The organism is Cupriavidus sp. 05N38 (assembly GCF_056397345.1).
Window position 1 is genome coordinate 329,295 of sequence record NZ_JBFTNF010000002.1, and the last position, 21,895, is coordinate 351,189.

At 68.2% G+C, this 21,895-nt stretch carries 20 protein-coding genes; 9 read left to right on the forward strand and 11 right to left on the reverse strand.

What is annotated here, in order from left to right:
• Nucleotides 1-22: 22 nt before the first annotated feature.
• From AC1DK4_RS02455 to AC1DK4_RS02465, 3 genes are all read right to left on the reverse strand, one after another.
• Nucleotides 23-1,009, reverse strand: coding sequence for a tripartite tricarboxylate transporter substrate binding protein (locus AC1DK4_RS02455; protein WP_441643118.1), 987 nt, complete (start codon nt 1,007-1,009; stop codon nt 23-25).
• 100 nt (nt 1,010-1,109) lie between these two features.
• Nucleotides 1,110-1,388: a muconolactone Delta-isomerase gene (gene catC, locus AC1DK4_RS02460; RefSeq protein WP_441611954.1), complete on the reverse strand. Its 279-nt coding sequence runs from the start codon at nt 1,386-1,388 to the stop codon at nt 1,110-1,112.
• A 48-nt stretch (nt 1,389-1,436) separates the two neighbouring features.
• Nucleotides 1,437-2,555 (reverse strand): muconate/chloromuconate family cycloisomerase, encoded by a 1,119-nt coding sequence (locus AC1DK4_RS02465; RefSeq protein ID WP_441611953.1) that lies wholly within the window; start codon nt 2,553-2,555, stop codon nt 1,437-1,439.
• A gap of 150 nt (nt 2,556-2,705) precedes the next feature.
• Between AC1DK4_RS02465 and AC1DK4_RS02470 the strand changes: the two genes are divergently transcribed.
• Nucleotides 2,706-3,602, forward strand: a complete 897-nt coding sequence (locus AC1DK4_RS02470; protein WP_441611952.1) for a LysR family transcriptional regulator — start codon at nt 2,706-2,708, stop codon at nt 3,600-3,602.
• A gap of 108 nt (nt 3,603-3,710) precedes the next feature.
• On the forward strand, nt 3,711-4,262 hold the full coding sequence (locus AC1DK4_RS02475; protein ID WP_441611951.1) for a hypothetical protein: 552 nt from the start codon (nt 3,711-3,713) through the stop codon (nt 4,260-4,262).
• Nucleotides 4,263-4,370: 108 nt separating this feature from the next.
• Here AC1DK4_RS02475 and AC1DK4_RS02480 read toward each other — a convergent pair whose 3' ends face one another.
• The 3 genes from AC1DK4_RS02480 to AC1DK4_RS02490 are packed head-to-tail and all read right to left on the reverse strand — an operon-like array spanning nt 4,371 to nt 10,138.
• The gene (locus tag AC1DK4_RS02480) at nt 4,371-7,493 is read right to left on the reverse strand and encodes an efflux RND transporter permease subunit (protein ID WP_441611950.1); all 3,123 of its coding nucleotides are present in this window, start codon (nt 7,491-7,493) and stop codon (nt 4,371-4,373) included.
• Nucleotides 7,494-7,506: 13 nt separating this feature from the next.
• On the reverse strand, nt 7,507-8,724 hold the full coding sequence (locus AC1DK4_RS02485; protein WP_441611948.1) for an efflux RND transporter periplasmic adaptor subunit: 1,218 nt from the start codon (nt 8,722-8,724) through the stop codon (nt 7,507-7,509).
• A gap of 49 nt (nt 8,725-8,773) precedes the next feature.
• The gene (locus AC1DK4_RS02490; RefSeq protein WP_441611947.1) at nt 8,774-10,138 is read right to left on the reverse strand and encodes a TolC family protein; all 1,365 of its coding nucleotides are present in this window, start codon (nt 10,136-10,138) and stop codon (nt 8,774-8,776) included.
• A gap of 559 nt (nt 10,139-10,697) precedes the next feature.
• Between AC1DK4_RS02490 and AC1DK4_RS02495 the strand changes: the two genes are divergently transcribed.
• Entirely contained in the window at nt 10,698-11,462 is a 765-nt protein-coding gene (locus AC1DK4_RS02495) for a sulfite exporter TauE/SafE family protein (protein WP_441611946.1), read from the forward strand.
• 40 nt (nt 11,463-11,502) lie between these two features.
• Here the strand turns inward: AC1DK4_RS02495 and AC1DK4_RS02500 are convergent, their stop codons facing one another.
• Nucleotides 11,503-11,988: a GFA family protein gene (locus AC1DK4_RS02500; RefSeq protein ID WP_441611945.1), complete on the reverse strand. Its 486-nt coding sequence runs from the start codon at nt 11,986-11,988 to the stop codon at nt 11,503-11,505.
• A 748-nt stretch (nt 11,989-12,736) separates the two neighbouring features.
• Between AC1DK4_RS02500 and AC1DK4_RS02505 the strand changes: the two genes are divergently transcribed.
• On the forward strand, nt 12,737-13,387 hold the full coding sequence (locus AC1DK4_RS02505) for an HAD domain-containing protein (RefSeq protein ID WP_441611943.1): 651 nt from the start codon (nt 12,737-12,739) through the stop codon (nt 13,385-13,387).
• A gap of 40 nt (nt 13,388-13,427) precedes the next feature.
• On the opposite strand, the gene AC1DK4_RS02510 is transcribed toward AC1DK4_RS02505, so the two are convergent.
• Nucleotides 13,428-14,291 (reverse strand): DMT family transporter, encoded by an 864-nt coding sequence (locus AC1DK4_RS02510; RefSeq protein WP_441611942.1) that lies wholly within the window; start codon nt 14,289-14,291, stop codon nt 13,428-13,430.
• A 469-nt stretch (nt 14,292-14,760) separates the two neighbouring features.
• Here AC1DK4_RS02510 and AC1DK4_RS02515 point away from each other — a divergent pair, with 469 nt between their 5' ends.
• The 3 genes from AC1DK4_RS02515 (at nt 14,761) to AC1DK4_RS02525 (ending at nt 16,378) form a co-directional block, all read left to right on the forward strand.
• Entirely contained in the window at nt 14,761-14,964 is a 204-nt protein-coding gene (locus tag AC1DK4_RS02515) for a SlyX family protein (RefSeq protein WP_441611941.1), read from the forward strand.
• 133 nt (nt 14,965-15,097) lie between these two features.
• The gene (locus AC1DK4_RS02520; protein WP_441612264.1) at nt 15,098-15,676 is read left to right on the forward strand and encodes a DUF1439 domain-containing protein; all 579 of its coding nucleotides are present in this window, start codon (nt 15,098-15,100) and stop codon (nt 15,674-15,676) included.
• A gap of 192 nt (nt 15,677-15,868) precedes the next feature.
• The gene (locus AC1DK4_RS02525; RefSeq protein WP_441611940.1) at nt 15,869-16,378 is read left to right on the forward strand and encodes a fumarate hydratase; all 510 of its coding nucleotides are present in this window, start codon (nt 15,869-15,871) and stop codon (nt 16,376-16,378) included.
• Between the two features lie 331 nt (nt 16,379-16,709).
• Here AC1DK4_RS02525 and AC1DK4_RS02530 read toward each other — a convergent pair whose 3' ends face one another.
• The gene (locus AC1DK4_RS02530) at nt 16,710-17,327 is read right to left on the reverse strand and encodes a DUF938 domain-containing protein (protein ID WP_441611939.1); all 618 of its coding nucleotides are present in this window, start codon (nt 17,325-17,327) and stop codon (nt 16,710-16,712) included.
• Between the two features lie 182 nt (nt 17,328-17,509).
• Nucleotides 17,510-19,513, reverse strand: a complete 2,004-nt coding sequence (locus tag AC1DK4_RS02535; protein ID WP_441611938.1) for a PhoX family protein — start codon at nt 19,511-19,513, stop codon at nt 17,510-17,512.
• Between the two features lie 300 nt (nt 19,514-19,813).
• Here AC1DK4_RS02535 and AC1DK4_RS02540 point away from each other — a divergent pair, with 300 nt between their 5' ends.
• Both AC1DK4_RS02540 and AC1DK4_RS02545 read left to right on the forward strand, forming a co-directional pair.
• The gene (locus AC1DK4_RS02540; RefSeq protein WP_441611937.1) at nt 19,814-20,425 is read left to right on the forward strand and encodes an IMPACT family protein; all 612 of its coding nucleotides are present in this window, start codon (nt 19,814-19,816) and stop codon (nt 20,423-20,425) included.
• On the forward strand, nt 20,422-20,772 hold the full coding sequence (locus AC1DK4_RS02545) for a 2Fe-2S iron-sulfur cluster-binding protein (RefSeq protein ID WP_441611936.1): 351 nt from the start codon (nt 20,422-20,424) through the stop codon (nt 20,770-20,772). Before AC1DK4_RS02540 ends, AC1DK4_RS02545 begins: the two co-directional genes overlap by 4 nt.
• Here AC1DK4_RS02545 and AC1DK4_RS02550 read toward each other — a convergent pair.
• Nucleotides 20,705-21,820: an extracellular catalytic domain type 1 short-chain-length polyhydroxyalkanoate depolymerase gene (locus AC1DK4_RS02550; protein WP_441611935.1), complete on the reverse strand. Its 1,116-nt coding sequence runs from the start codon at nt 21,818-21,820 to the stop codon at nt 20,705-20,707. The genes AC1DK4_RS02545 and AC1DK4_RS02550 overlap by 68 nt on opposite strands.
• Nucleotides 21,821-21,895: the final 75 nt, after the last annotated feature.

Consider the following 21,895-nt stretch of genomic DNA (forward strand, 5'->3'; position numbering starts at 1 on the left):
CGGATGGCCGGCCTGTACTTCCTCAATCCGCGTGGATTCCCCGCTCGCGGATCAGCTTGCCCCACTTCTGGGTCTCGTCGGCCAGGTGCTTGCCCAGTTGCGCCGGCGTGCTGCCGATCGGCTCGGCGCCGATGCCGGCCAGGCGGGTGCGCACCGAAGGCTTGGCCAGCGCGGCCACCATGGCCTGGTTCAGGCGCGTGACCACGGCGGGCGGCGTCCTGGCCGGCACGAAGGCGGCGAACCACGGCGACAGGTCATATCCCTTGACGCCGGCTTCGGCCATGGTGGGCACGTTCGGCAGCGCGCTGGAGCGCTTGCTGGTGGTGACCGCGATCGCCGTGAGCTTGCCGGCATCGATATGCGGCTTGGCCGAGGTGATGCTGTCGAACATGTAGTCGACCTGGCCGCCGAGCAGGTCGGTCATGGCGGGGCCGCTGCCCTTGTACGGCACGTGCAGCATCTTGACCTCGGCCAGCGAGGTGAAGAGCTCGCCGGCCAGGTGGATCGAGGTGCCGTTGCCGGCCGACGCGTAGGTGTACTTGTCCGGGTTGGCGCGCGCCGCGGCGATCAGGTCGGGCACCGTGGCCGGCAACTTCTTGACCTTGCTCGTGACCAGCACATTGGGCACCACCGCCAGCAGCGAGACCGGGGCGAAGTCCTTCACCGGGTCATAGTTCAGGCGGCCGTACAGAGCCGGATTCACCGCCATGCCGTTGGCCACGATGATCAGCGTGTAGCCATCCGCGGGCGAGCGCGCCACCATCTCGGCGCCGATATTGCCGCCCGCGCCGGGGCGGTTTTCCACCACGATGGCCTGGCCGAGCGAGGCCGACATTTCCTCGCCCAGCGTGCGGGCGATATTGTCCATGGCGCCGCCGGCGGGGAATGGCACGACCCAGCGGATCGGCTTCTCGGGCCAGGTGCCGGCGTGGGCCGCGGGCGTCGCGGCCAGGGTGGCCAGTGCGCAGGCGGCGCCCATGGCAAAGGCGCGCAGGAATGGCAGGCGCATCAAAGTCTCCTCTTGGATTTATGGAATCGGGATCGGGGGCCAGAATGGAAAGCGGCGCGCAGGCAATGCAGGCATCCAGGCGTTGCGCGGCGCCGCCGTGCTACTTGATCGACGAGGGATGCTTGGCCAGCGGCGTGACGTGGATCTCCATGTACGAGAACAGCGGCAGGCCGGACAGCATGGCGTGCAGTTCGTCGTTGGTCTCGGCATCGAAGACGCTGTAGTTGGCGTACTCGCCCACCACGCGCCAGATATGCGGCCACTTGCCCTGGCGCTGCAGGTCCTGCGAATACGCCTTCTCGCGCGCCTTGATCTCGTCTGCCTGCGCCGCCGGCATGTCGGCCGGCAGCTTTACGTCCATTCTCACCAGGAACAGCATGTTCTCGTCCTTGTTGCGTTCTTTGCGTTAATCGATCGCCGCGGCCAATCAGGCGCGGCGGTAGTGCGTCAGCTTGTCTTCATCCAGCGTCAGGCCCAGCCCCGGGCCCTCCGGCAGGTGCAGCGCGAAGTCGCGGTATTCGGGGCGTGCCGTCACCACGTCGTCCTTGAGCAGCAGCGGGCCGAACAACTCGGTGCCCCAGGCCAGGCGCGGCAAGGTGCAGAAGCCATGCGCGGCGGCGATGGTGCCCACGCTGCCTTCGAGCATGGTGCCGCCGTACAGCGCGATGCCGGCGGCATCGCCCACCGCCGCGGTGCGCAGCATCTCGAAGATGCCGCCCGACTTGGAGATCTTCAGCGCGAACACGTCGGCGGCGGCCAGGCGCGCCAGCTCCATGGCATCCTCGGGTCCGCACACCGCTTCGTCGGCCATCACCGGCACCACGAAACGGGCCGCCAGGCGGGCCAGCGCGCCGCGCTGCTCGCGCGGCACCGGCTGCTCCACCAGATCGATGCCGGCGGCTTCCAGCATGGCGATGCCGGTGGCGGCGTCGGCCTCGTTCCAGGCCTGGTTGACGTCCACCGTGACGCGGGCGCGGTCGCCCAGCGCGCGCTTGATGGCCGAGACGTGCGCCACGTCGTCACGCACGGAACGGCGGCCGATCTTGAGCTTGAAGGTGTTGTGCCGGCGCGCCGCCAGCAGGGACTCGGCCTCTTCGATGTCGCGGCCGGTATCGCCGCTGGCGAGGGTCCACAGGCAGGCCAGGTTGGGACGCACGGCGCCGCCCAGCAGTTCGGACAGCGGCAGGCCCAGGCGTTTGCCCTGGGCGTCGAGCAGCGCGCTTTCCAGCGCCGACTTGGCAAAGCGGTTGCCGCGCGCCACCGAGCCCAGGCGCTGCATGGCGGCGTGGATATTGCACGCGTCGATGCCGGCAAGCGCGGGCGCCAGGTAGGTATCGATGGTCAGCTTGATGCCTTCGGGACTTTCGTCGCCGTAGCTCAGGCCGCCGATGGTGGTGGCTTCGCCGATCCCCTCGATGCCGTCGCTGCAGCGCAGCCGCACGATGACCAGGGTCTGGCGCTGCATGGTGGTCATGGCCAGCTGGTGCGCGCGAATGGTGGGCAGGTCCACCAGGATGGCTTCGACGGAGGCGACGGTTGCTTTCATGCTGAGTGACTACCTTTATGTCTACCGGGGTATGAAATCGCTGGCGGTGCGCCGGCAATACGCTCCCATGCAGTATGTGGCTTGACATTGCGGGTGTCCAAGACCGAGTATGTCCCGATCAATACCTTGAAAGTATGAAAGGACATGGCCATGGAGCTTCGCCACCTGCGCTATTTCCAGGCCGTCGCGGCCGAGCTCAACTTCACCCGCGCCGCCGAGCGCCTGCATATCGCCCAGCCGCCGCTGTCGCGCCAGATCCGCCAGCTGGAGGATGAGCTCGGCACGGTGCTGCTGGACCGCTCCTCGCGCACGGTGCGCCTGACCGAAGCGGGCCGCTTCCTGCTGGAGCAGTCGCTCCAGCTCAACCAGCGCATCGACGAGATCATGGAAGGCACGCGGCGCATCGGCCGCAACGAAAAACACTGGTTCGGCATCGGCTTCGTGCCGTCGGTGCTATACGGCTTCCTGCCCGAGCTGATCCGCCAGGTGCGCGGCTCCGACACGTCGCTGGAAGTGAGCCTGTCCGAACTCACCACGGTGCAGCAGGTAGAAGCGCTCAAGGCCGGGCGCATCGATATCGGCTTTGGCCGCATCGTGCTGGATGATCCCGCCATCACCCGCAGCGTGGTGATGGCCGAGCCGCTGATGGTGGCGGTGCCGGGCGGCCACCCCGCGCTGGGCCGCGCGCCGATGACGCCGGACCAGCTCGCCACCTATCCGTTCGTGCTCTACCCCGCGCGGCCACGGCCGAGTTACGCCGACCATGTGCTGGCGCTGTTCCGCACGCGCGGCCTGCAATTGCGCGTGGTGCAGGAAGCCAACGAGCTGCAGACCGCCATCGGCCTGGTCGCTGCCGGGCTGGGCATCTGCCTGGTGCCGGCCTCGGTGCAGCGGCTGCATCGCGACGACGTGGCCTATGTGCCGATCAATGCCCCCGGCTTCACCTCGCCGGTGATGATGAGTTACCGTGCCGACGACCGCTCGGCACTGCTGGCCGAGGTGATCGCGCGCGTGGGCGAGCTGGCGCAGGCGCCGCGCCAGGGCTGACCGGCACGCTCCGGGGACGCAAAAAAGCGGGGTCTATCCCATGAATGGGTGATGCGCCCCGGCGGGCCGCTTTGTAGAGTGGTCGCGCAAAAAAGATACGGGGAAATCATGCCGCTGCACTCGGGGCCGCTCATGGGCCATGTCGCTGGCCGACGACGTGGCCGTCATCCGCTCATCACGCTGTTCCATGCCTGCGCGCACACCTTGCGCGAGAGCTGGCGCGACATGCAAGGTGAGGTAGCGCTCACCGTCGAGACCCGGCCGGCACGAGCGGCCGGGCAGGTCCGGCACGGCGCCTGGCGCCTGCAGCTCAGCTACGACGACACCCCGCTCACGCCTGGCGCGCCGCGCCTCACCGCCACCGCCGCGCTGCTGCGCGCGGACGGCACCGATGTCACCGCAAGCCAGCCGCCCGCGGCCTGGACCTGGCGCCAGGCTTCCGGCCTGTCGATGCGGGCCGGCTATGGCGCCGTCACCGTCGATACCGATGGGGCGGCGAGCGCTGTTTCCGTGTGCCCGCGCGGCGTCAGCCTGTCGCTCTCCGGCACCAGCCGCCCGGCCTGCCAAGACCTTGCGGCGGGTGTGGAAGTCACGGTCCTGCTGGCCAGCGGCGAGCGCCTGAGCCAGCGCGTCCAGGCAGGGCTGCCTGGCACGGAATAGAATTTCCGCGGGCGTTCACGGACGTTCGCGGGAATTTTCACGGATTTCCGGAGCGATCCGGACATCGAGATGTGAGGAGAGCCCGCCACCAGAAGTGGCGGGCATCTTTCAGGCCGGCGTCGAATCCGGCAAGCGGTTATTGTCCGCGTTGCCGTTTTCTTCGTCGGGCCAGCTGCGCCCGACCATCCATTCGTACAGCGTGGGCAGCACGATCAGCGTCAGCATGGTGGCCGTGATCAGGCCGCCGATGATGACGATCGCCAGCGGCCGCTGGGTCTCCGAGCCGATGGCGCGCGAGATGGCCATCGGGAACAGGCCCAGCATGGCCAGCAGCGCGGTCATCAGCACCGTGCGCAGGCGGTCCATCGAACCGGTCAGCACGGCCTGTCGCACCGGCATGCCCTCGTCGCGCAGCTGGTTGAAGTAGGTCACCATCACCACGCCGTTGAGCACGGCCTGGCCGAACAGCGCGATAAAGCCGATGGCCGCCGACACCGACAGCGGAATGCCGGTGAGGAACAGCGCGAACACGCCGCCGATCAGCGCGAACGGAATGTTCGAGATGATCAGCGTGGCGCTCTTGAACGACTTGAAGGCGTTGAACAGCAGCAGGAAGATCACCAGCACCGACAGCGGCACCACGATCGACAGGCGTGCCATGGCGCGTTCCTGATTCTCGAACTCGCCGGACCAGCTGATCTTGACGTCGTCGGCCTTGACGTTCTTGGCCACCAGCGCCTGCATGTCCTTCACCACGCTGCCCATGTCGCGGTCGTGGATGAAGATGCCGATCGACGTGGTGCGCTGGCCGTTCTCGCGGCTGATGTTCATCGCGCCCGAAGCGGCGCGGAAGTGCACCAGTTGCGACAGCGGCACCTGCGCGCCGTCGGCGGTCTGCATGAAGATGTTCGGCAGGTTGGGCAGCTCGCGCTCGCCCGGCTTCAGGCGCACGGCCACGCTGAAGTGCTTCTCGCCTTCCCACAGTTCGGTGGCGGCCTTGCCGGCCAGCGCGGTCTCCATCAGGTCCTGCACGTCGGCCACGTTGATGCCGTAGCGGGCGGCCTGGGCACGGTCGAAGTCCAGCACGTACTGCGGCAGTTCGCCGTCGCGGTCGATGAAGGCGCGCATCACGCCCTTGACCGACTGCACGTTGGCGAGGATCTGGTCGGCCACGCGCTTGTTGTGCTCGAGGCTGTCGCTCTGCACCTTGATCACGATCTGGCCCTTGATCTGGGAGATGCTCTCGAGGATGTTGTCGCGCACCGGCTGCGAGAAGTTGGGCTCGATGCCGGGCAGCTGGCGCAGGTTGGCGTTGATCTCGTTGATGATCTTGCGCTTGTCGTAGCCGGCGCGCCACTGCTTGTCGTTCTTCAGGTCGACCAGGATCTCGACGGTGTTGATCAGCTTGGGATCGGTGCCGTCGTCGGGGCGGCCCACCTTGGAGATGGTGGTGTTGACCTCGGGCGTCTTGCGGATCACGGTGCGCAGGCGGCGGGCCTGGTCGCGTGCCTCGTCGAGCGAGACCGAGGCCGGCAGGTCGAAGCTGACCCACATCGAGCCTTCGTCCAGCTCGGGAAGGAACTCGCTGCCGAGGAATTTGCCCACGCCGACGGTGGCCACCAGCAGGCCCAGCGCGATGCCCACCACGGTGCGCTTGTGGTCCAGCGCCCAGGCCAGCATCGGTTCATAGATGCGCTTGCTGTGGCGGACCACGAAGTTGTCGTCGTGCGCGATGTTCTTGGTCAGCAGCAGGTGGCACAGCAGCGGCACCAGCGTCAGCGAGATGATCAGCGAACCGATCAGCGCGCCCGTCACGGTGTAGGCCATCGGCGCGAAGATCTTGCCCTCGTGGCGCTGCAGCGTGAAGATGGGGATGTGCGCGGCGATGATGATGATCATCGAGAACACGGTCGGGCGGCCCACCTCGGTAGTGGCCTGCAGGATGGCGTGCATGCGCGCGCGGCTGTCCTTGATCTGCGCTTCCTTGAGCTCGCCGAGGCGCTTGAAGATGTTCTCCACCACGATCACCGCGCCGTCGACGATGATACCGAAGTCCATTGCGCCGAGCGACAGCAGGTTGGCGGGGATGCCCACCCAGGTCAGGCCGATGAAGGTGGACAGCAGCGCCAGCGGGATCACCAGCGCCACGATGGCCGCGGCGCGCACATTGGCCAGGAACAGGTAGAGCACGGCCATCACCAGCAGCGCGCCCTCGACCAGGTTGCCGAACACGGTGTGCAGCGTCTTGTCGATCAGCGTGGAGCGGTCGTAGTAGGGCACGATCTTCACGCCCTTGGGCAGGATCGTGCTGTCCAGCAGGTCGATCCTTTTCTTGAGCCCTTCCAGCACCAGCGAGGGATTCTCGCCCTTGCGCATCACCACGATGCCCGAGACGATGTCGTCCTCGTCGTCCTGGCCCATCAGGCCCTGGGGCGGCGCGGCGCCGATCCTCACCTCGGCGATGTCCTTGACCAGGATCGGCGTGCCGTTGTTCTCGGCCACCACCACGTTGGCGATGTCGGCCGAGGTATAGAAGCTGCCGAGCGAGCGCAGCAGGTACTGCTGGCGGCCGTGCGCCACGGCGCCGCCGCCGGCGTTGGCGTTGGCGCGCTGCAGGGCGGCGAAGAGTTGCGACAGCGAGATCTTGGAATCGCGCATCTTCGCCAGGTTGGGGTTCACCTCGTACTGCTTGATGGTGCCGCCGATGGTGACCAGGTCCGCCACGCCAGGCACCTGGCGCAGGTTCTTCTCCACCACCCAGTCCTGCAGCGTGCGCAGCTCCTGCGCGCTATAGCCCTTGCCGGTCAGGCGAAAGCGGAAGATTTCGCCGATCGCGGTGGACAGTGGCGCCAGTTCCGGGTGCACGCCGTCGGGCAGGTCCACGCCGCGCAGGCGCTCGATCACCTGCTGGCGGGCCACCACGTCGGTGGCCTTGTCATTGAAGGTGACCATCAGGAAGGACAGGCCGAACTGGGTGTGCGAAAACACCCGCACGGAATTCGGCGTGCCGGCCAGCGCGGTCTCGATCGGGATGGTGACCTGGCGCTCGATTTCCTCGGCGGCGCGGCCCGGGTACAGCGTGATGACGTTGACCTGGATGTCGGAGACATCCGGGAAGGCTTCGATCGGCAGGTTCTTGAAGGCCGCCAGGCCACCCCCGATGAAGATGGCAAGGCCGAGCCAGACGAACAGCTTCTGGTGCAGCGCGAAATGGACGATACGCGAAATCATGTGGCGGTCTTCCTTACTGCTTCGCGCCGGCGTTGCTGGCCGCGCCGCCCAGGGCCGCGTTGACCGCGGTGGCGTCGCGCAGGATGTCCTGCAGGTAAAGATTGCCCTCGGTCACCACCACATCGCCTTCCTTGAGTCCGTCCACCACCTCGGCGGTACCGGGCAGCGTCACGCCCAGCTTGATCTGGCGGCGCTCGAAGCGGTTCTGCGCCGTGCGCACGAACACGTAGTTGCGGTTGTCGGCCAGGAACACTGCCTTGGACGGCACGCCGATGCCCTCGAACGAAGCGGCTTGCAGCTTGGCGGTCACGAACATTTCCGCCTTCAGGCGACGGTCCTGGTTGGGCACGGTCAGGCGCACCTTGACGCTGCGCGCGGCGGGGTCGACGTAGTCGGCGACCTTGATCACCTTGCCGGTGAAGGTCTCGCCGGGATAAGCGCTGGACACCAGGCGCACGCTCACGCCGGGCTTGAACAGCGCGAGATCGGCCTCGGTCGCGTCCACCTGCGCCCACAGCTCGCTCGGGTCGGTGACCAGGAACAGCGGCGCGCTGGGCGGCTGGTCGGGACGCAGCTCCATGCCGACATTGATATTGCGCTCCACCAGCAGGCCGTCGATCGGCGTGCGCAGGGCAAAGCGCGCCATGCCGCCGCCTGCCGCGGGCGAGCCGTACTGGCGCAGCGTGGCCTGGGTGCGGGCAAGGTCGGCGCTGGCGCGCGCGGCGTCGGCCTGGGTCTGCTCGAGGTCCTTCTGCGCTACCACGCCGGCGTCGTACAGCTCGCGCTGGCGCGCCAGCGCCTTGCCGGCGTAGGCGGCGTCGACGGCGGCCTTGCGCGCGTCGGACTGGGCCACGCCGAAATCGGTGGAGGTCAGCATGGCCAGCGCCTGGCCCGCCTTCACGCTGGTGCCCGCCTGAGCCATCACTTCGGTCACGCGGCCGGCGAACGGCGTCGACACGCGCACGGTGCGGTCCTCGTTCCACACCAGGCGGCCGGGCAGGCTCAGCATGCGTTCGCCGCCGCGCTTGACGCTTTCGCCGGCGATGCCCGGCAGGGCCTTCACGGAGGCCGGGAATTCGACGGTGTTGCCGGCGACCTTGGGCTCGTCGCTGGGCGCAGGGGCTTCCTGCTTGCCGCAGGCGGCCAGCGCCAGCGTCACCAGCGAAAGCGCCGCGAGGCGCGCGCGCAGGCCGTGGCGCGCGGGGGTAGTCGAAGCAGGCGTAGCAGTCATCGGAGACATCGAAGCGGACATCAAAGCAGACATCGGAGCGGACACTTGATTAGGGGCGCGGCACATCGGTACGAGCCTGGGCATTGGATGAGGACTGCAGGGCGGCACGATAGGCCGACAGGGATTTGGCGTAATCGCCTTGCGCGTTGACTGCGTCCAGGCGCGTCTGGCGCAGCGCGCGGCGCGAGTCGAGCAGGTCCAGCACGCTGGTGGCACCCTTGGCATAGGCGAACTCGGCGCTGCCGGCCACGCTTTCGGCGGCGGGCACCACGCTCTGGACCATCTGCTTGAGCGACAGGCGCGCGGCCTCAAGCTGGTTGCGCGAGCGCTCCAGTTCGTTCTGCGCCTCGAGCAGCACGCGGTTGCGGTCGTCCAGCGCGGCGTAATAGTCCACCTCGGCGCGGCGCGCCTCGCCGCCGAAGCTGTGGCGCACGAACAGCGGGATCGACAGGAACACACCGAAGCTGTTGCCGCTGCCGGTCTGGTTGGCTTCCGAAACCGGATAATGCTCGGCCTGCGCGCCCACCGTGACGTCCGGCACGCGCCCGGCGCGCGCCAGGTCACGCGCGCTGGCCGCGGCCGCCAGGCGGGCTTCGGCCGCGGTCACGTCGGGACGGCGCTGGACGGTATCGGCATCGGGCTCGGGCACCGGCACGTCGAGCGCGGGCCAGTCCGCCACCAGGCGGTTGTCGACCAGCGTGCCGGGCACACCGATGGCCTGGGCCAGCGCGGCCTTGTCGCTGGCGTGGTCGGCCATGGCGGCGCGCAGGTCGGCCTGGGAGCGCAGCACGTCGAGTTGCAGCTTGGTCACATCGGCGCGGGACACGTCGCCGGCCTTCAGGCGCGTCTCGTTGGCCTGCTGGGTGCGGCCGTAGAGCGACAGGGTCTCGTTGAGCACCGCCACGCGCTCCTGGCTGACCAGTGCCTCGTAGAACGCCTGCTCGGCGGCGCTCGACTGCTGGGTGACGACGGCCTGCAGCACCTCGCCGGCGGCGCGGCTCGAAGCACGCGCGCCTTCCACGCGCAGGTTGCCCTTGTTGGCGGTCTCGATCACCTGGTCCACGCGCAGCGTGGAATCCACGGTCTTGTTGCGCGGGCCGCCGGAATTGAAGCCCTGGTGCGGGTTGATATTGGCCACGCCCAGGCTCAGCACCGGGTTGGGCCGTTGCGAGGCGATCTGGATATCGGCCTGGCTGGCCTCCTCGCCACGGCGCGCGGCGATGATGTCGCGGTTGCAGCGCACGGTATCGAGGCGCACTTGCGCGATGGTGAGCGGCGCCTTCGCGAGTGGCGCCACGCAGGGGCCGTCGGCCGGCAGCGGTGCACTCGGGGGCACATTCGTGCCGGCCACGGCGGCACCGGCGACGGCACTCAGCAGGCTGGCCAGCAAGAAACGAGGAAAAGAAAAAGACACGATAAATCAGGCTCGGTTCGACTCAGTGTGCGGTAAACGACCATGGCGACTATTCGGTGCACCGGGACGGCGAACTTTCATGTATCTCCACGGAACGCGTAGTGTACGTGCCGCATCCGGAGCGGCCGCAACGTCCCGTGCGCATTCAAACCGAAACGCATTACAAACGGCTTTCATAAATGCAACAAAAAACCGTGTAAACGTACGAACGGTCCAGTTTCAAGGGAAAACCCTGACGAAGAAGGCGCTTTCCCGACAAACTGCGCGGGCGCGGCGGCCCTGGTCAAACGCCCGTATCATTACGCACTTCCGTGACGGCAGGCAGCTTTTGCGACGAGGGACGCCACGCGACCTGTTGCCACACCGCATCCGGGCGCTTCGCCTGCTGCGCTGCACACGCTATCCCGGGCACGTTAGGCCGGGACAGCCGGCTTCCCCGGCCAGGCGCGCCGCGCGCCCTTGTTGCCGCGGTTGTTCCCGGCCTTGTTCCCGGCCTTGTTCCCGCCCTTGTTCCCGCATTGCCAGCCTTGCGCCCCATCTCTTTTCTCCGCCTTCTTCCATGCCTGACCATTTGTTGCTGTCCTCCCTGATCATTTTCGGCCTGGGCGGAGTGCTGGGCGCGGTGGGCGGGCTGTTCGGCATCGGCGGCGGGCTGATCGCCATTCCGGCGCTGGGCCTGCTGTACGGCATGGACCAGCAACTCGCCCAAGGCACCGCGCTGGTGATGATCGCCCCCAACGTGATGATCGGCTTCTGGCAATACCGCCGCCGCGCCGATATCGCACTGCGCACGGCGGCGGTGCTCGGGCTGTCGGCGGTACTTGCCACCTATGCCTCGGCCCGGCTCGCCACCGCCATGGACGCGGTGCTGCTGCGGCGCGTCTTTGCCTGCTTCATGATCGCGCTGGCGCTGTATTTCCTCTGGCGCCTGCAGCCCGGGCGCGCGGCCACCGCGCAGCGGGCGCGCCTGTCGCCACGCTGGATTCCGGCGCTGGGCGCGGTGGGCGGCGCGTTCTCGGGCTTTTTCAGCGTGGGCGGCGGCGTGGTGGCCGCACCCGCGCTGGTCGGCCTGTTCGGCTTCCGGCAAGCGGCGGCGCAAGGACTGGCGCTGGCCCTGGTCACGCCGGGTGCCGTGGTGGCGCTGGCCGCCTATGCCAATGCCGGCCATGTGGACTGGGCCAGCGGTATCCCGCTTTCGCTGGGCGGCATGCTGACCATCTCCTGGGGCGTGGCGCTCGCCCACCGCATGCCCGAGCGGCGCCTGCGCGCGCTGTTCTCGCTGTGCCTGATCGCCACCGCCGCCATCATGCTGGTCCGCGGCTGAGGGTGGCGCGCGCCGCCGGGGCACCGGGACACCGGGACCCCTAGCGCTGCAAGCCTTTGCGCCGGTGCCACTCGGCCAGCGACTCCGACGGCCAGGTGCCGCAGTGCACGTGGGCGCGCCCCCTGGGTACGTCCACCCAGGGCGCCGCGAAATCCAGCGCGGCTTCCACCACCTCCGGCGGCCTTGGCAGGGGCGTATCGATGGCCGACGCATGCGGGTGCACCAGTTCCGGCCACCCCGGATCCCACAGCCACAGCGCGCTGCCGCACTTGAGGCAGAAATGCCGCTGCGCGCGGGAGCGGCGGGCGCGCTTGCCGGGCTCGCGCATCACGGCGTGATAGATCCCGACATGCTTCCTGCCCCGGACCTTCAGCGTGGCGGCGTCGCCGCCGAGGTTGATGGCATAGCCTCCGCCGCCCGCCGTCTTGCGGCAGATCGAGCAGTGGCAATGCATGAAGGGATAGGGCGAGTCGGACTCCAGGCTGAAACCGACCGCGCCGCAATGACAGGAACCTTCGAGATGCATGGGATCTCCCGTTAGGTGGCAGGGCGCTGTTCATTCTAGGCAAGCCAGCCGGCAACCCAGGCGCGCGAGACGCCCTGCAGGCACCGGCCCGGCTGGACTTTGCGCACCCGCCATGGCATAAGGACCGGTCCGGCGCCAGCCATCGTGGCTGCCCGGCCGCCGCCCCGATCCCAAGCCCCATGCCCGTCGCCACCACCGTCCCGCGCCATCGCGCTGCCTGCCGGCCTGCCGCGCAAGCCGCGCCGGCGTTCGCGTGCGCGGACAACAGCAAGGGTCATGCCGCCGTGCTTTTCCTCGCCGTGCGGGGAATGCAGGATTCGCCCACGCTGTCCTGACCTCCCCGCACGGCACTTTGCCAGCGGGCGCGCGCGCGCCTTGTCCAACGTGCAGTCACGACGTGCAACCAGGAAAAAACAGCCCATGTCATCGATCTATCGCAAGACCCTTTGCGCCATCGGCGCTGTCGCAGTGGCCTACCTGCTGATCAATCTCTGAGCGCGCGGGACGCCGCCCGCGTCGTCCGGGCCGGCGTCCCGCTCCATCTTGCGGCGCCTTTTTCCCCGTCGCCCCGGCCAAATCTGTTTCGCCGCGAAACAACTCGCCTGGGCGAACGGATGAAATTTACGAAGTCGCATCTCAAGTTACAGATATGTTGCAACTTAGGCCGCATACGGCACTGCAGATTTTTTTGGTTGCGTCGTAATCTTCAAACGTGCCAACGACGGCGCTGCAACCAAAACAGGAAATCATGTCTGAACGCCTCATCATGCTTGACGTCCCCGGTGTCCTTTATTCGGGCCGCTCCGAGGCCCGGCTGGGCGGGATTCCCGATACTGGCACCCTGCGCGACGTCCGCTTCTTCGACCCGGTCGCACTTGGCTTCGTGCGCCGCCTGTTCGGCCTGGCCGGCGCCCGCGTGGTGGTATCGGAGGCATGGCGCCGCGGCGTGCCCGCGGCGATCCTGCAGCAGCTCGACCTGCAGGTCGAAGGCATGACCCCCGACGTGCCTGGCGGCCACGCCGCGCGCATCGCGGCCTACTTCGCCAGCCGGCCGGCGCCGCAGGCCTTCGCCATCCTGACCTGCGACACGGCTTCGCTGCAGGACGAACGGTTCGCGCACCTGCGCGCGCACGCAGTGGCGGTGAATCCCGCCGATGGCCTGACGCCGGCCAATTTCAAGCAGGCGCTGAACCTGCTCGGCGTGGCCTGCCCGTCCACGCTGTGCCTGGACACCCAGCCCGATGCCGGTCTCGAAGCCCGCCTGCAACGCCTGCGTCGCCTGGCCCGCGAAGCGCCCTCGCGCTTCGAGGCCGGCGCGACCACCGCGCCGCTGCTGCAGGGCGTGCCCGAGCTGGTGCTGCCGGCGCAGCACGCAGCCGCGGCACTGGCCCACGCTTGACCGGTGCCGGCGCGCCGGCCCGGCGCGCCGCACCGCGGAGCTAGCGCGTGCCCGCCCGCCCGAAGACCAGCACCAGTCCGATCACGATGGCAGCCATGCCGGCGATGCTCGACGCCGCGAGCCGGTTGCCCAGGAACAGGTAGTCCATCCATGCCGTCACGCCGGGCACCAGGTAGAAGAGGCTGGTCACGCTGACCAGGTTGCCAGCCTGGATCAGCCGGTACAGCAGCAGCGTGGCGCCCACCGAGATCACCAGCGCAAGCCACGCCAGCGAAACGATGAAGCCCGCCGCCGGCGTCACCGCCAGCGGCTGGAACGGTACGAACAGCAGGCATAGCGCGAGACCGGCGCCGTATTGCAGCGGCAGCACATCCAGCGGCGCCTGGCGGATGGACTTCTGCAGGATCGCGCCGATCGTCATGCACGCCAGCGCCGCCAGCGCGAAGCCCATGCCCAGCGGTGAGAGGCGCGCCTGCCCGATGCTTTCCGACACCACCGTCACCAGCCCGCACAGCGCCGCCGCCAGGCCGGCCAGCCGGCGCAGGGAAAAACGTCGCTCCACCAGCAACAGGGTCAGGATCGGCTGCGCGCCCAGCACGGTGGCCAGCACGCCTGGCGTCACGCCGCGCGCCAGCGCGAGCAGATAGCAGATCGAATAGGCGCCGGTCAGCAGCAGGCCGGCGGCCATCACGCGCATGCGCGTGCCCGGCTCGGGCAGCCAGCGCCGCCGCCATGCGGCCAGCGCCAGCAGCACCAGCAGCGCGAGCGCGAAGCGCGCGGCCAGCAGGGCAAAGGCGGTTGCGTACTCGAGCCCGAGCCGCGCGAAGATTGCACCGCTGCTCCAGAGCAGCACGAAGAGCGCGGTCGAGCCATGCGCGGCCAGCGCGGTTTTGTTCAAAGCCATGAAATTCACCTGTCACGAAAACGCCGGAAAGCATCCGGAGTTCATCCTGAAACTTCGGCCAGCCGGCGCCAGGCTCACGTGCGCGGGCGCAGGAAGACATGCGCGCGCCGTGGCACGCCGCCGGAAAAAAGCCGAAGATGGAAAAAGACGGGCTGCGGATCAGCCCGGCGTGAACGGGGGCGGCGGTGCAACGCCGGCCCGCGCGCGCGGCGGGGAGGTGACGGGCGGAGGAGAAGCGGCGAGAGCCGCGCACGGCAGCTCAGCGCCCGCCAGGGTGGCGTCGACGGCAAGCGTGTGGTGCGTGGCTGAAATCATGATGGATCAGTGCATGCGACCCGTGCGGGCCGGCGGAAGGCCTAACGTTACACCGGGCCGCGCGGCCCGGCAAGCGGCGCGAAACGCCGCCTGGGCTGTCTTACAATGCGCGGCCGCAAGCCCGCGACGAAATCTGAACAATGGAGAACACGCCATGGAATCCCGCCTGACCGAACTCGAGATCAAGGTCGCCTTCCAGGACGACCTGCTCGAAACGCTGAACCTCGCCGTGGCACGCCAGCAGCGCCAGATCGACCTGCTCCAGGAGCAGCTCCAGGCGCTCTACCAGCAGATGCGCGCGAGCGGCCCCGGCGGGCCGGACAACGGATCGCAGCACGAGATCCCGCCGCACTATTGAGCGCCGCGCGGTGGAACGATGCCGCCGCCACCGCGTCTGAAAGCTGAGCCTGATGGCCGATGCGAGCGCCAGCGCCGCAGGCCAAACCCGGAGAAACCGCAGCATGCCGACCAAGCCGACCGCCATCCGAACCATGCGCGCCACCGGCGCCGCCCGCGCCGCCGGCCGCATCGCCCTCTGCGGCGCACTCGCCCTGCTCGGCGGCGCCAGCGCCTGGGCCGGCTACAACGTCTGGACGGGCGACTACACATTCTCGCGGCAGGAACTGCAGGACGCCGTGGACAAGCGCTTTCCCGCGCGGCTGCGCTACGGCCAGGTGGTCGACGTGCAACTGACCAATCCGCGCCTGGTGCTCGACGATGCCAACAACCGCGTGAGCACGCAGATGGACGCCCAGGTCAGCAACACGCTGCTGCCCGCGCCGCCGATCAATGGCACTTTGTCGGTCAGCAGCGGCCTGCGCTACGATCCGGCCAGGCGCGCGGTGCTGCTCGACAATCCCGCCGTCGAGCGCGTCCAGGTCAGCGGCATGCCGGCGCAATACGGCGAACAATTGAACGCGATCGGCGCCGTGGTGGCGCAGCAAGTGCTGCGCGACTACCCGCTTTACACCTTCACGCCGGAACAATTGCACATTGCCGGCAAGGACATCGAGCCCGGCGCGATCACGGTGCTGCCCGACGGCATTCAGGTAAAAATCAATACCCGCTGAAACACGCGGAACATCGAAAAAGCCAATACGTCGGCCATATTCGCAGCGCGCGCCATGCGCCAATGCCGGATAGAGATGTTGTATTCGCGCACACTTTTCCGACAGAAAACACACGCACTTAATGGATCGTGTGCTAGTCGTGTCGCGCGAAAGGTTATACTCCGCGCTCTACAAACTAACGGGTAAATAATCATGGCCGTGACCACCAAGAAAATCGTAAAGACCAACGCAGCAGCCAAGGCAAAGCCGGCCGCCGCAAAGAAGGCAGCTGTGCCCGCGAAGAAAGCCAGCGTCCTGGCCCGCGAACTGGCAGCCGCCAAGAAGGCCCTGCTGAAGCTGCGCGCAGATTCGAAGAAGGCCATCGAAACCGCCAAGCGTGAAATCGTGCAAGCCGCCGCAGCAGCCAAGAGCGCTGTGCTGGCCGAGAAGCAAGCCGCCAAGGAAAAGCTGGCTGCGCAAAAGGCAAAGGCCAAGGCCAAGCCGGCAGCGAAGAAGCCGGTGGTGAAGGCCGCCGCCAAGCCGGCAGCCGCCAAGAAGCCGGCAGCGCCGAAGGCAGCCGCAGCACCGAAGGCAGCAGCAGCACCGAAGGCCGCAGCAGCGCCGAAGGCAGCAAAGAAGCCCGTCGCAAAGAAGCCGGCAGCGCCCAAGAAGGCCGCTCCCGTGAAGACCGAAGCAGAAGCAGCACCCGTCGCAGCGAAGTAAATCGCGCAAGGGCCGGCGCGGCAGGCGGCCCGGTGATGCGCACGGCGTATCCGTGCCGCGTCCCGCGCCATGCGCCGCGTTTCGTTCCGCCGCACCACGTTTGTGCAAACCGGCTGGTGCCTTGCACGGCCAGCCGGAAATCCTCAGTTGAATTCCCCGCGGTTTACTCCCTGCCGCTTACTCCCTGCTTTCCCCGCCGACTTCCGCTTTCCGCCACCTGATTGGCGCACGGCGTCTTCGCTGGCATTGCCGGCTTTCTTATCGCGCCTTTTCCGCTTGCGAAGTCCTTTCGCCGTAGCCGCGGTCACGGCAGCGCATTCCCGGCAATCCCTTATTTGCGAAATACCAGGCTGAAATTGTTCGCCGGCATCGGGATTGGATCGTCCATGCGCAGGCCCGCCGCCTCCCCGAGCACGACTATATCTTCCATATCGCGCACGCCCCATTGCGCGTCCGCGCTGCGCAATTGCGCGTCGAAGGCGGCATTGCTCGGGGCCGTGTGTTCGCCATTGCGGCGATAGGGGCCATAGAGGTAAAGCACGCCGCCCGCCGGCAGCAGGCGCGCGGCGCCGGCGAACAGCGCTTCGGCCGCCGCCCACGGCGCGATATGGACCATGTTGATGCAGACCAGCGCCTGCGCGGCTTCGATGCCCCAGGGCTGCCGGCGCACGTCCAGTGCCAGCGGCGGCAACACGTTGGCCAGTCCGGCATGCGCGGTCCAGCCCTCGATCGAGGCGCGCGCGGCCGGCTCCGGGTCGCTCGGCTGCCAGGTCAGCGCCGGCAGCGCAGCCGCGAAGTAAGCGGCGTGCTGGCCGGTGCCGCTGGCGATCTCCAGCACCAGGCCGCCGGACGGCAGGACGCGGCGCAGCACATCCAGGATGGCGTCGCGGTTGCGGTCGGTGGCCGGCGCCATGCGGCGTGCGTGCAGTGGCTCGTCTTGCTTGGGCATGCTGTTTCTCCTGTTTTGCGGGGTCCGCACAGGAAGGCCGGGCGCGGGCTTCCCATGGCGGTTTGCCGCAAGCGTAGCAGGCAGGCGCCGCGGCACAAGACAAAACGCCCCCGGCGATCTCTCGCCAGGGGCGTTTCGGGCAACCCGCAAGCCGCGGCCCGGCGGCCGCGGCGTCAGTGCGCTCAGGCCTTGGCGGTCTTGACGCTGGTAGCGTCTGCCGTCAGGTAACCGACGGCCGCGCCGAAGCGGTCCTTGTAGTTGGCGCGCACCAGCGGATCCAGCGTGGCCTGCACCTTGGCGTGCAGGCCGCCCCAGTCGCCGGCGTGCTGGAAGTTGTTCATGACATAGGTCCAGCCGTTGATCTCGTCGACCGCATGCAGGCCGGTCGACTCGGCACCCGACGGGGTGGACAGCACGCGGTTCAGCTTCTTGGTGTCTACGTTGTAGGCCCAAAGGAAGTTGTTGACGTGCTGGCCGCTGTCCTCGCCGATGAACAGCGTGCGCAGCTTTTCCGAGAACTTCAGGTTATCCGGGTTGGCGATCGTCTCCGGATCTGCCGTATTGCCCAGCGCGTCCGCGGCGATATCCTTGCCCACGATCAGCGCCTGGGTATGCACCGGCACCCATTCGCTGTTGATCGCGGCGCCGTCCAGGTCCTTCTGGCCGCCGGCCAGCTTGTGCTGCATCACGCCGCCGGCCTTGAGCGCCACATCGACCGAGATATTGCTCTGCGCATTCCATCCCTTGGCCGTGTTGTTCTTGACCATCGAGTCCTGGATGTTCTGCAGCGCGGAGTAGGCGACCTTGTCCTTGATGTTGACGGTGGTGCCTTCCATCTTGGTAAAGCCCATGCTGCCGCCGGCCAGGTAGGCATAGCGGTGGGTTTCCAGGAACGCGGCGACCTTTTCCTTGCCCGGCTTGATCTTGATCCAGTTGGCGGTGCCGCCCGTGAAGATCTTGGTGTAGCCGGTGTTCAGCGGATCGGCCAGGAGCGGATCGGTCAGGCTGACGTCCATGATGTCCGTCGGGCGGTGCGACTTGGCCAGGGCCTCGATTTCGGCGCTGGTGGCATGGCCGAGCTTGACCCAGGTCAGGTCGGCGCCCGGCTGGGCGGGATCGATGGAGAAGCCGGTGCCTACCTTGGCCACGTACAACGTGCCGGCGGAGAGGTCCTTCTCCTTGTCCGCCACGAACATGAACAGGCCGCTGTTGGTGGCGTCGTCGCCCATCAGCACGGTGCGGTTGTCCGGCATCACCTGCACCAGCTCGTGCGAGATGCGGCCCAGGCAATAGTGCTTCTTGATGCTGGCGGTGCCGTCCGGGTTGACCGTGACTTCGGGCAGGTGGCCATAGAAGTACGGATTGGCCAGCGCGCCGGCGTAGCCGAGCAGGTTTTCGCTGTACTTCTGGAACTGCGCGCTGGCGGCCGCGGTGAACGCATCCGGCTCGTACTCTTCGCTCGAAAGGTGGGTGTTCCACGGCGACAGGCTGGCGCCGCAGGTGATCCACAGCCCGTTGGCCGGCGACGTGTCCACGTTGTGGTACTTCACCAGCGTGAGCTTGCCGGTGGCCGGGTCCTGGTCCAGCGTCAGCACGCCGATCGGCGAAGGCAGTTGGCCGTAGGTATCGGTGCCGAGCTGGTTGCGCGTGGTGTATTCGAACTGGACCACGGCAAATACCGTGTTGCCCTTTACGCCCGCCACCTTGGCGCCGTCGATCTTCAGCAGCGAGGTGCCGTCGGGCGCGTCGGAGAAGAACTGGCGCTCCTTGCCGGCCACCGACTTGTCGATGATCGGCTGGTTGTTGATGTCGAAGTAGCCGCCCGCCAGGATCTTGCCGCCGTTGCCGTCGGGCACCTGGTCTCCGGTGATGAAGAACGGCTGGTAGGCCAGCTTGTAGACCTGGCTGCTGCCGTCGCTGAACGACACCTTCAGGCTTGAGCCGACCGTGGTGGTCGCCATCGCGGCCGGATTGGCCAGGTTCGGCGCGGCCATGCCGGTGAACTCGGCGGTGGTGAAGCTCGCGGGCGTGGCCGGCGTGGGTGCCGGTGCCGGAGCGGCGACTGCGTCGCTCTCGCCGCCGCAACCTACCAGCAGGGCAGTCGCGCCGATGCCCAGCGGCAACATCGGTGCGCCAGCCAGGAGTTTGAGCGCCTTGCGGCGGGAAGCATCCGGTTTGTCGAGCATTCTTCTTTCCCGTTTGTTATGTGAGTGAATGGGCGGCGCCGGTGGCGCCACCATGCCGCGCATTGGTGAGGACCGTCACGCAGCGATCAGGCCGAGTCGCATGCTATGAACCATTTGTGACAGCATGTTGAAAGTGCCTTACTTTGCAGACATCCAGGCGCCGCCCCGCGTTGCCGCGGCGCGACCGGGCAGCGCACAGGGCCGGCCCGCGCGCTGCGGTACACTGACGCACGCTCGCAGTCCGCAGCCCAGTCCCTTAGCTTTCCGCCCGCCGTCGCGCCGCATGGCGCGGCCTTATCCGTGCCGACCTACACCCTCGCCTCGCCCCTCCAGGCCGAACTGGAAATCCGCAAGAGCCGCTTCATCGGCTACGCCATCCCCGTGGCCGACCGCGAAGCGGCCATGGCCGAACTGCAGCGCCTGCGCACCGAGCATGCCACCGCCACCCATGTCTGCTGGGCCCTGCTGGCCGGCGGACATTCTGGAATGTCCGATGACGGCGAGCCGTCCGGCACCGCGGGCAGGCCCATCCTGGAGGTCCTGCGCCACCATGAACTCGAAGGCGTGCTGGCGGCCGTGGTGCGCTACTACGGCGGCATCAAGCTCGGGGCGGGCGGCCTGGTGCGGGCCTATACGGATGCCATCGCGGTGGCGCTCAGGGACGCGCAGCGCATCGAGCGCATTGCCTATGCCGCGCTGGTGGTGGAAGTGGACTACGCCGACGAGGCGCGCGTGCGCCGCTGGATCGAACAGGCCGGCCACGTGCTCGCGCACGGCGAGCATGGTGCCGCCGCCCGGCTCACCATTCGCCTGCCGGCCAGCGAGGTGGACGCAGCGCGCGTCGCGCTGCGCGACGCCACCCACGGACGCGCGCGCTTTCCCGACGCCGGCCACGGCGAGGACCAGCCGTGAGCGAAGGCCCGCCGATGACGCAGGCACCGGTGTTCCGGGCGCGCGTGGAGCCGCTCGGCCACGAGTTCGCCGCGCCGGGCACGCAAACCCTGCTGCAGTCCGCGTTGCAGGCCGGCTTGCGGCTGCCCAGTTCCTGCCGCAACGGAACCTGCCGCGCCTGCCTGTGCCAGCTTTCCGCGGGACACGTGGCCTACCGCATCGAATGGCCCGGCGTCAGCTTCGACGAGCGCGACGAGGGCTATATCCTGCCTTGCGTGGCTTACCCGGAAAGCGATGTCGTCATGCAAGCGCCGCTCGCCCGGCAGCAGCCGGACGAACCCGCCCCCGCGCCGCCAGGCACTGCATGAAGAACTGCCAGGCGATACGCAAGGCGTCGGGCCCGGACGGATCGCTGAAGGCCTGGCCGGACGCGCCGCCGCTCCACGCGTGCCCGAGTCCCTCGATACGTACCAGCCGGAGATAGGGCCGCCCCTCGTCCGACCACGCGAACACGGTGAAGGGCCGGCGCTGGCCGCGCTGGATGCGCCGCGGCGCGGCCAGCGCCGGCGCCTTCGGCAGCAGTTGCTGCCATAGCGCGGCCGCCGCGAGCGCATTGTCGAAATGCACCACGTGATCGGCATCGCCGTGCAGCAGCAGCAGGGGTGGCGGGCGGCGGCCGGCCAGCGACGACCGTGCGGCGTGCATGTCGGGATGGCCCTTGCCATGCATGACCCGCGCCGCCTGCGCGGCATTGCCCGCGCTGAGCGCGACCGCGCCGGAATGCGAGCCCACCGCGGCGAAGCGGTCCGGATAGCGCAACCCCAGCGTCTGCGCCATGGCGCCGCCCGCCGACAAACCCAGCGCGAAGACCTGGTCGGCGCGCACCAGGCGCCGCTGGCAGACCTGGTCGACGATGGCCATCAGCAGGCTGGCTTCCGCCGCCACGCGCGCAGCCGAACGGAACCAGTTCCAGCAGCGCTGCGCATTGGCGTGGGAGGATTGCTCCGGCATCAGCACCACGCAGCGGGCGCTGCGCGCCAGCACGGCGGCGCGCGTGCAGGCGGCAAAGCTGGACGAGTCCTGGCCGCAGCCGTGCAGCAACACCAGCAAGGGTGCCGGCCGCGACGCGCTCACGCCGGACGGGATGAACAAGCGGTAGCGGCGCTGCACCAGCGGCCCCAGCCCCCCGCTGCCCTCCTCCCAGCGCCCGCCACCGCGGCTGACCGGCGCCGGCGCCGGCGAGGCGACGCCGCTCAGCACGCGCTGCGCGGCCTGGCTCATGGCTTCGCCCTGCCTGACCGCCGACTTGATGGCGCTGCGCGTGACGGTGCGCTGCGCGCGCCGCACATTGCGCGTGGCGATCTTGCTCAGCGTATTCCAGAGCGTGGCGCCGCTGCTTGCCCGGCGGCGTGTCATCGGCGATCTGCCATGAGACCTCTCTTCCACGGGTTGCGGAGATGCGCCGTAGTATGCGGCCCGCCAGCGGTTCCT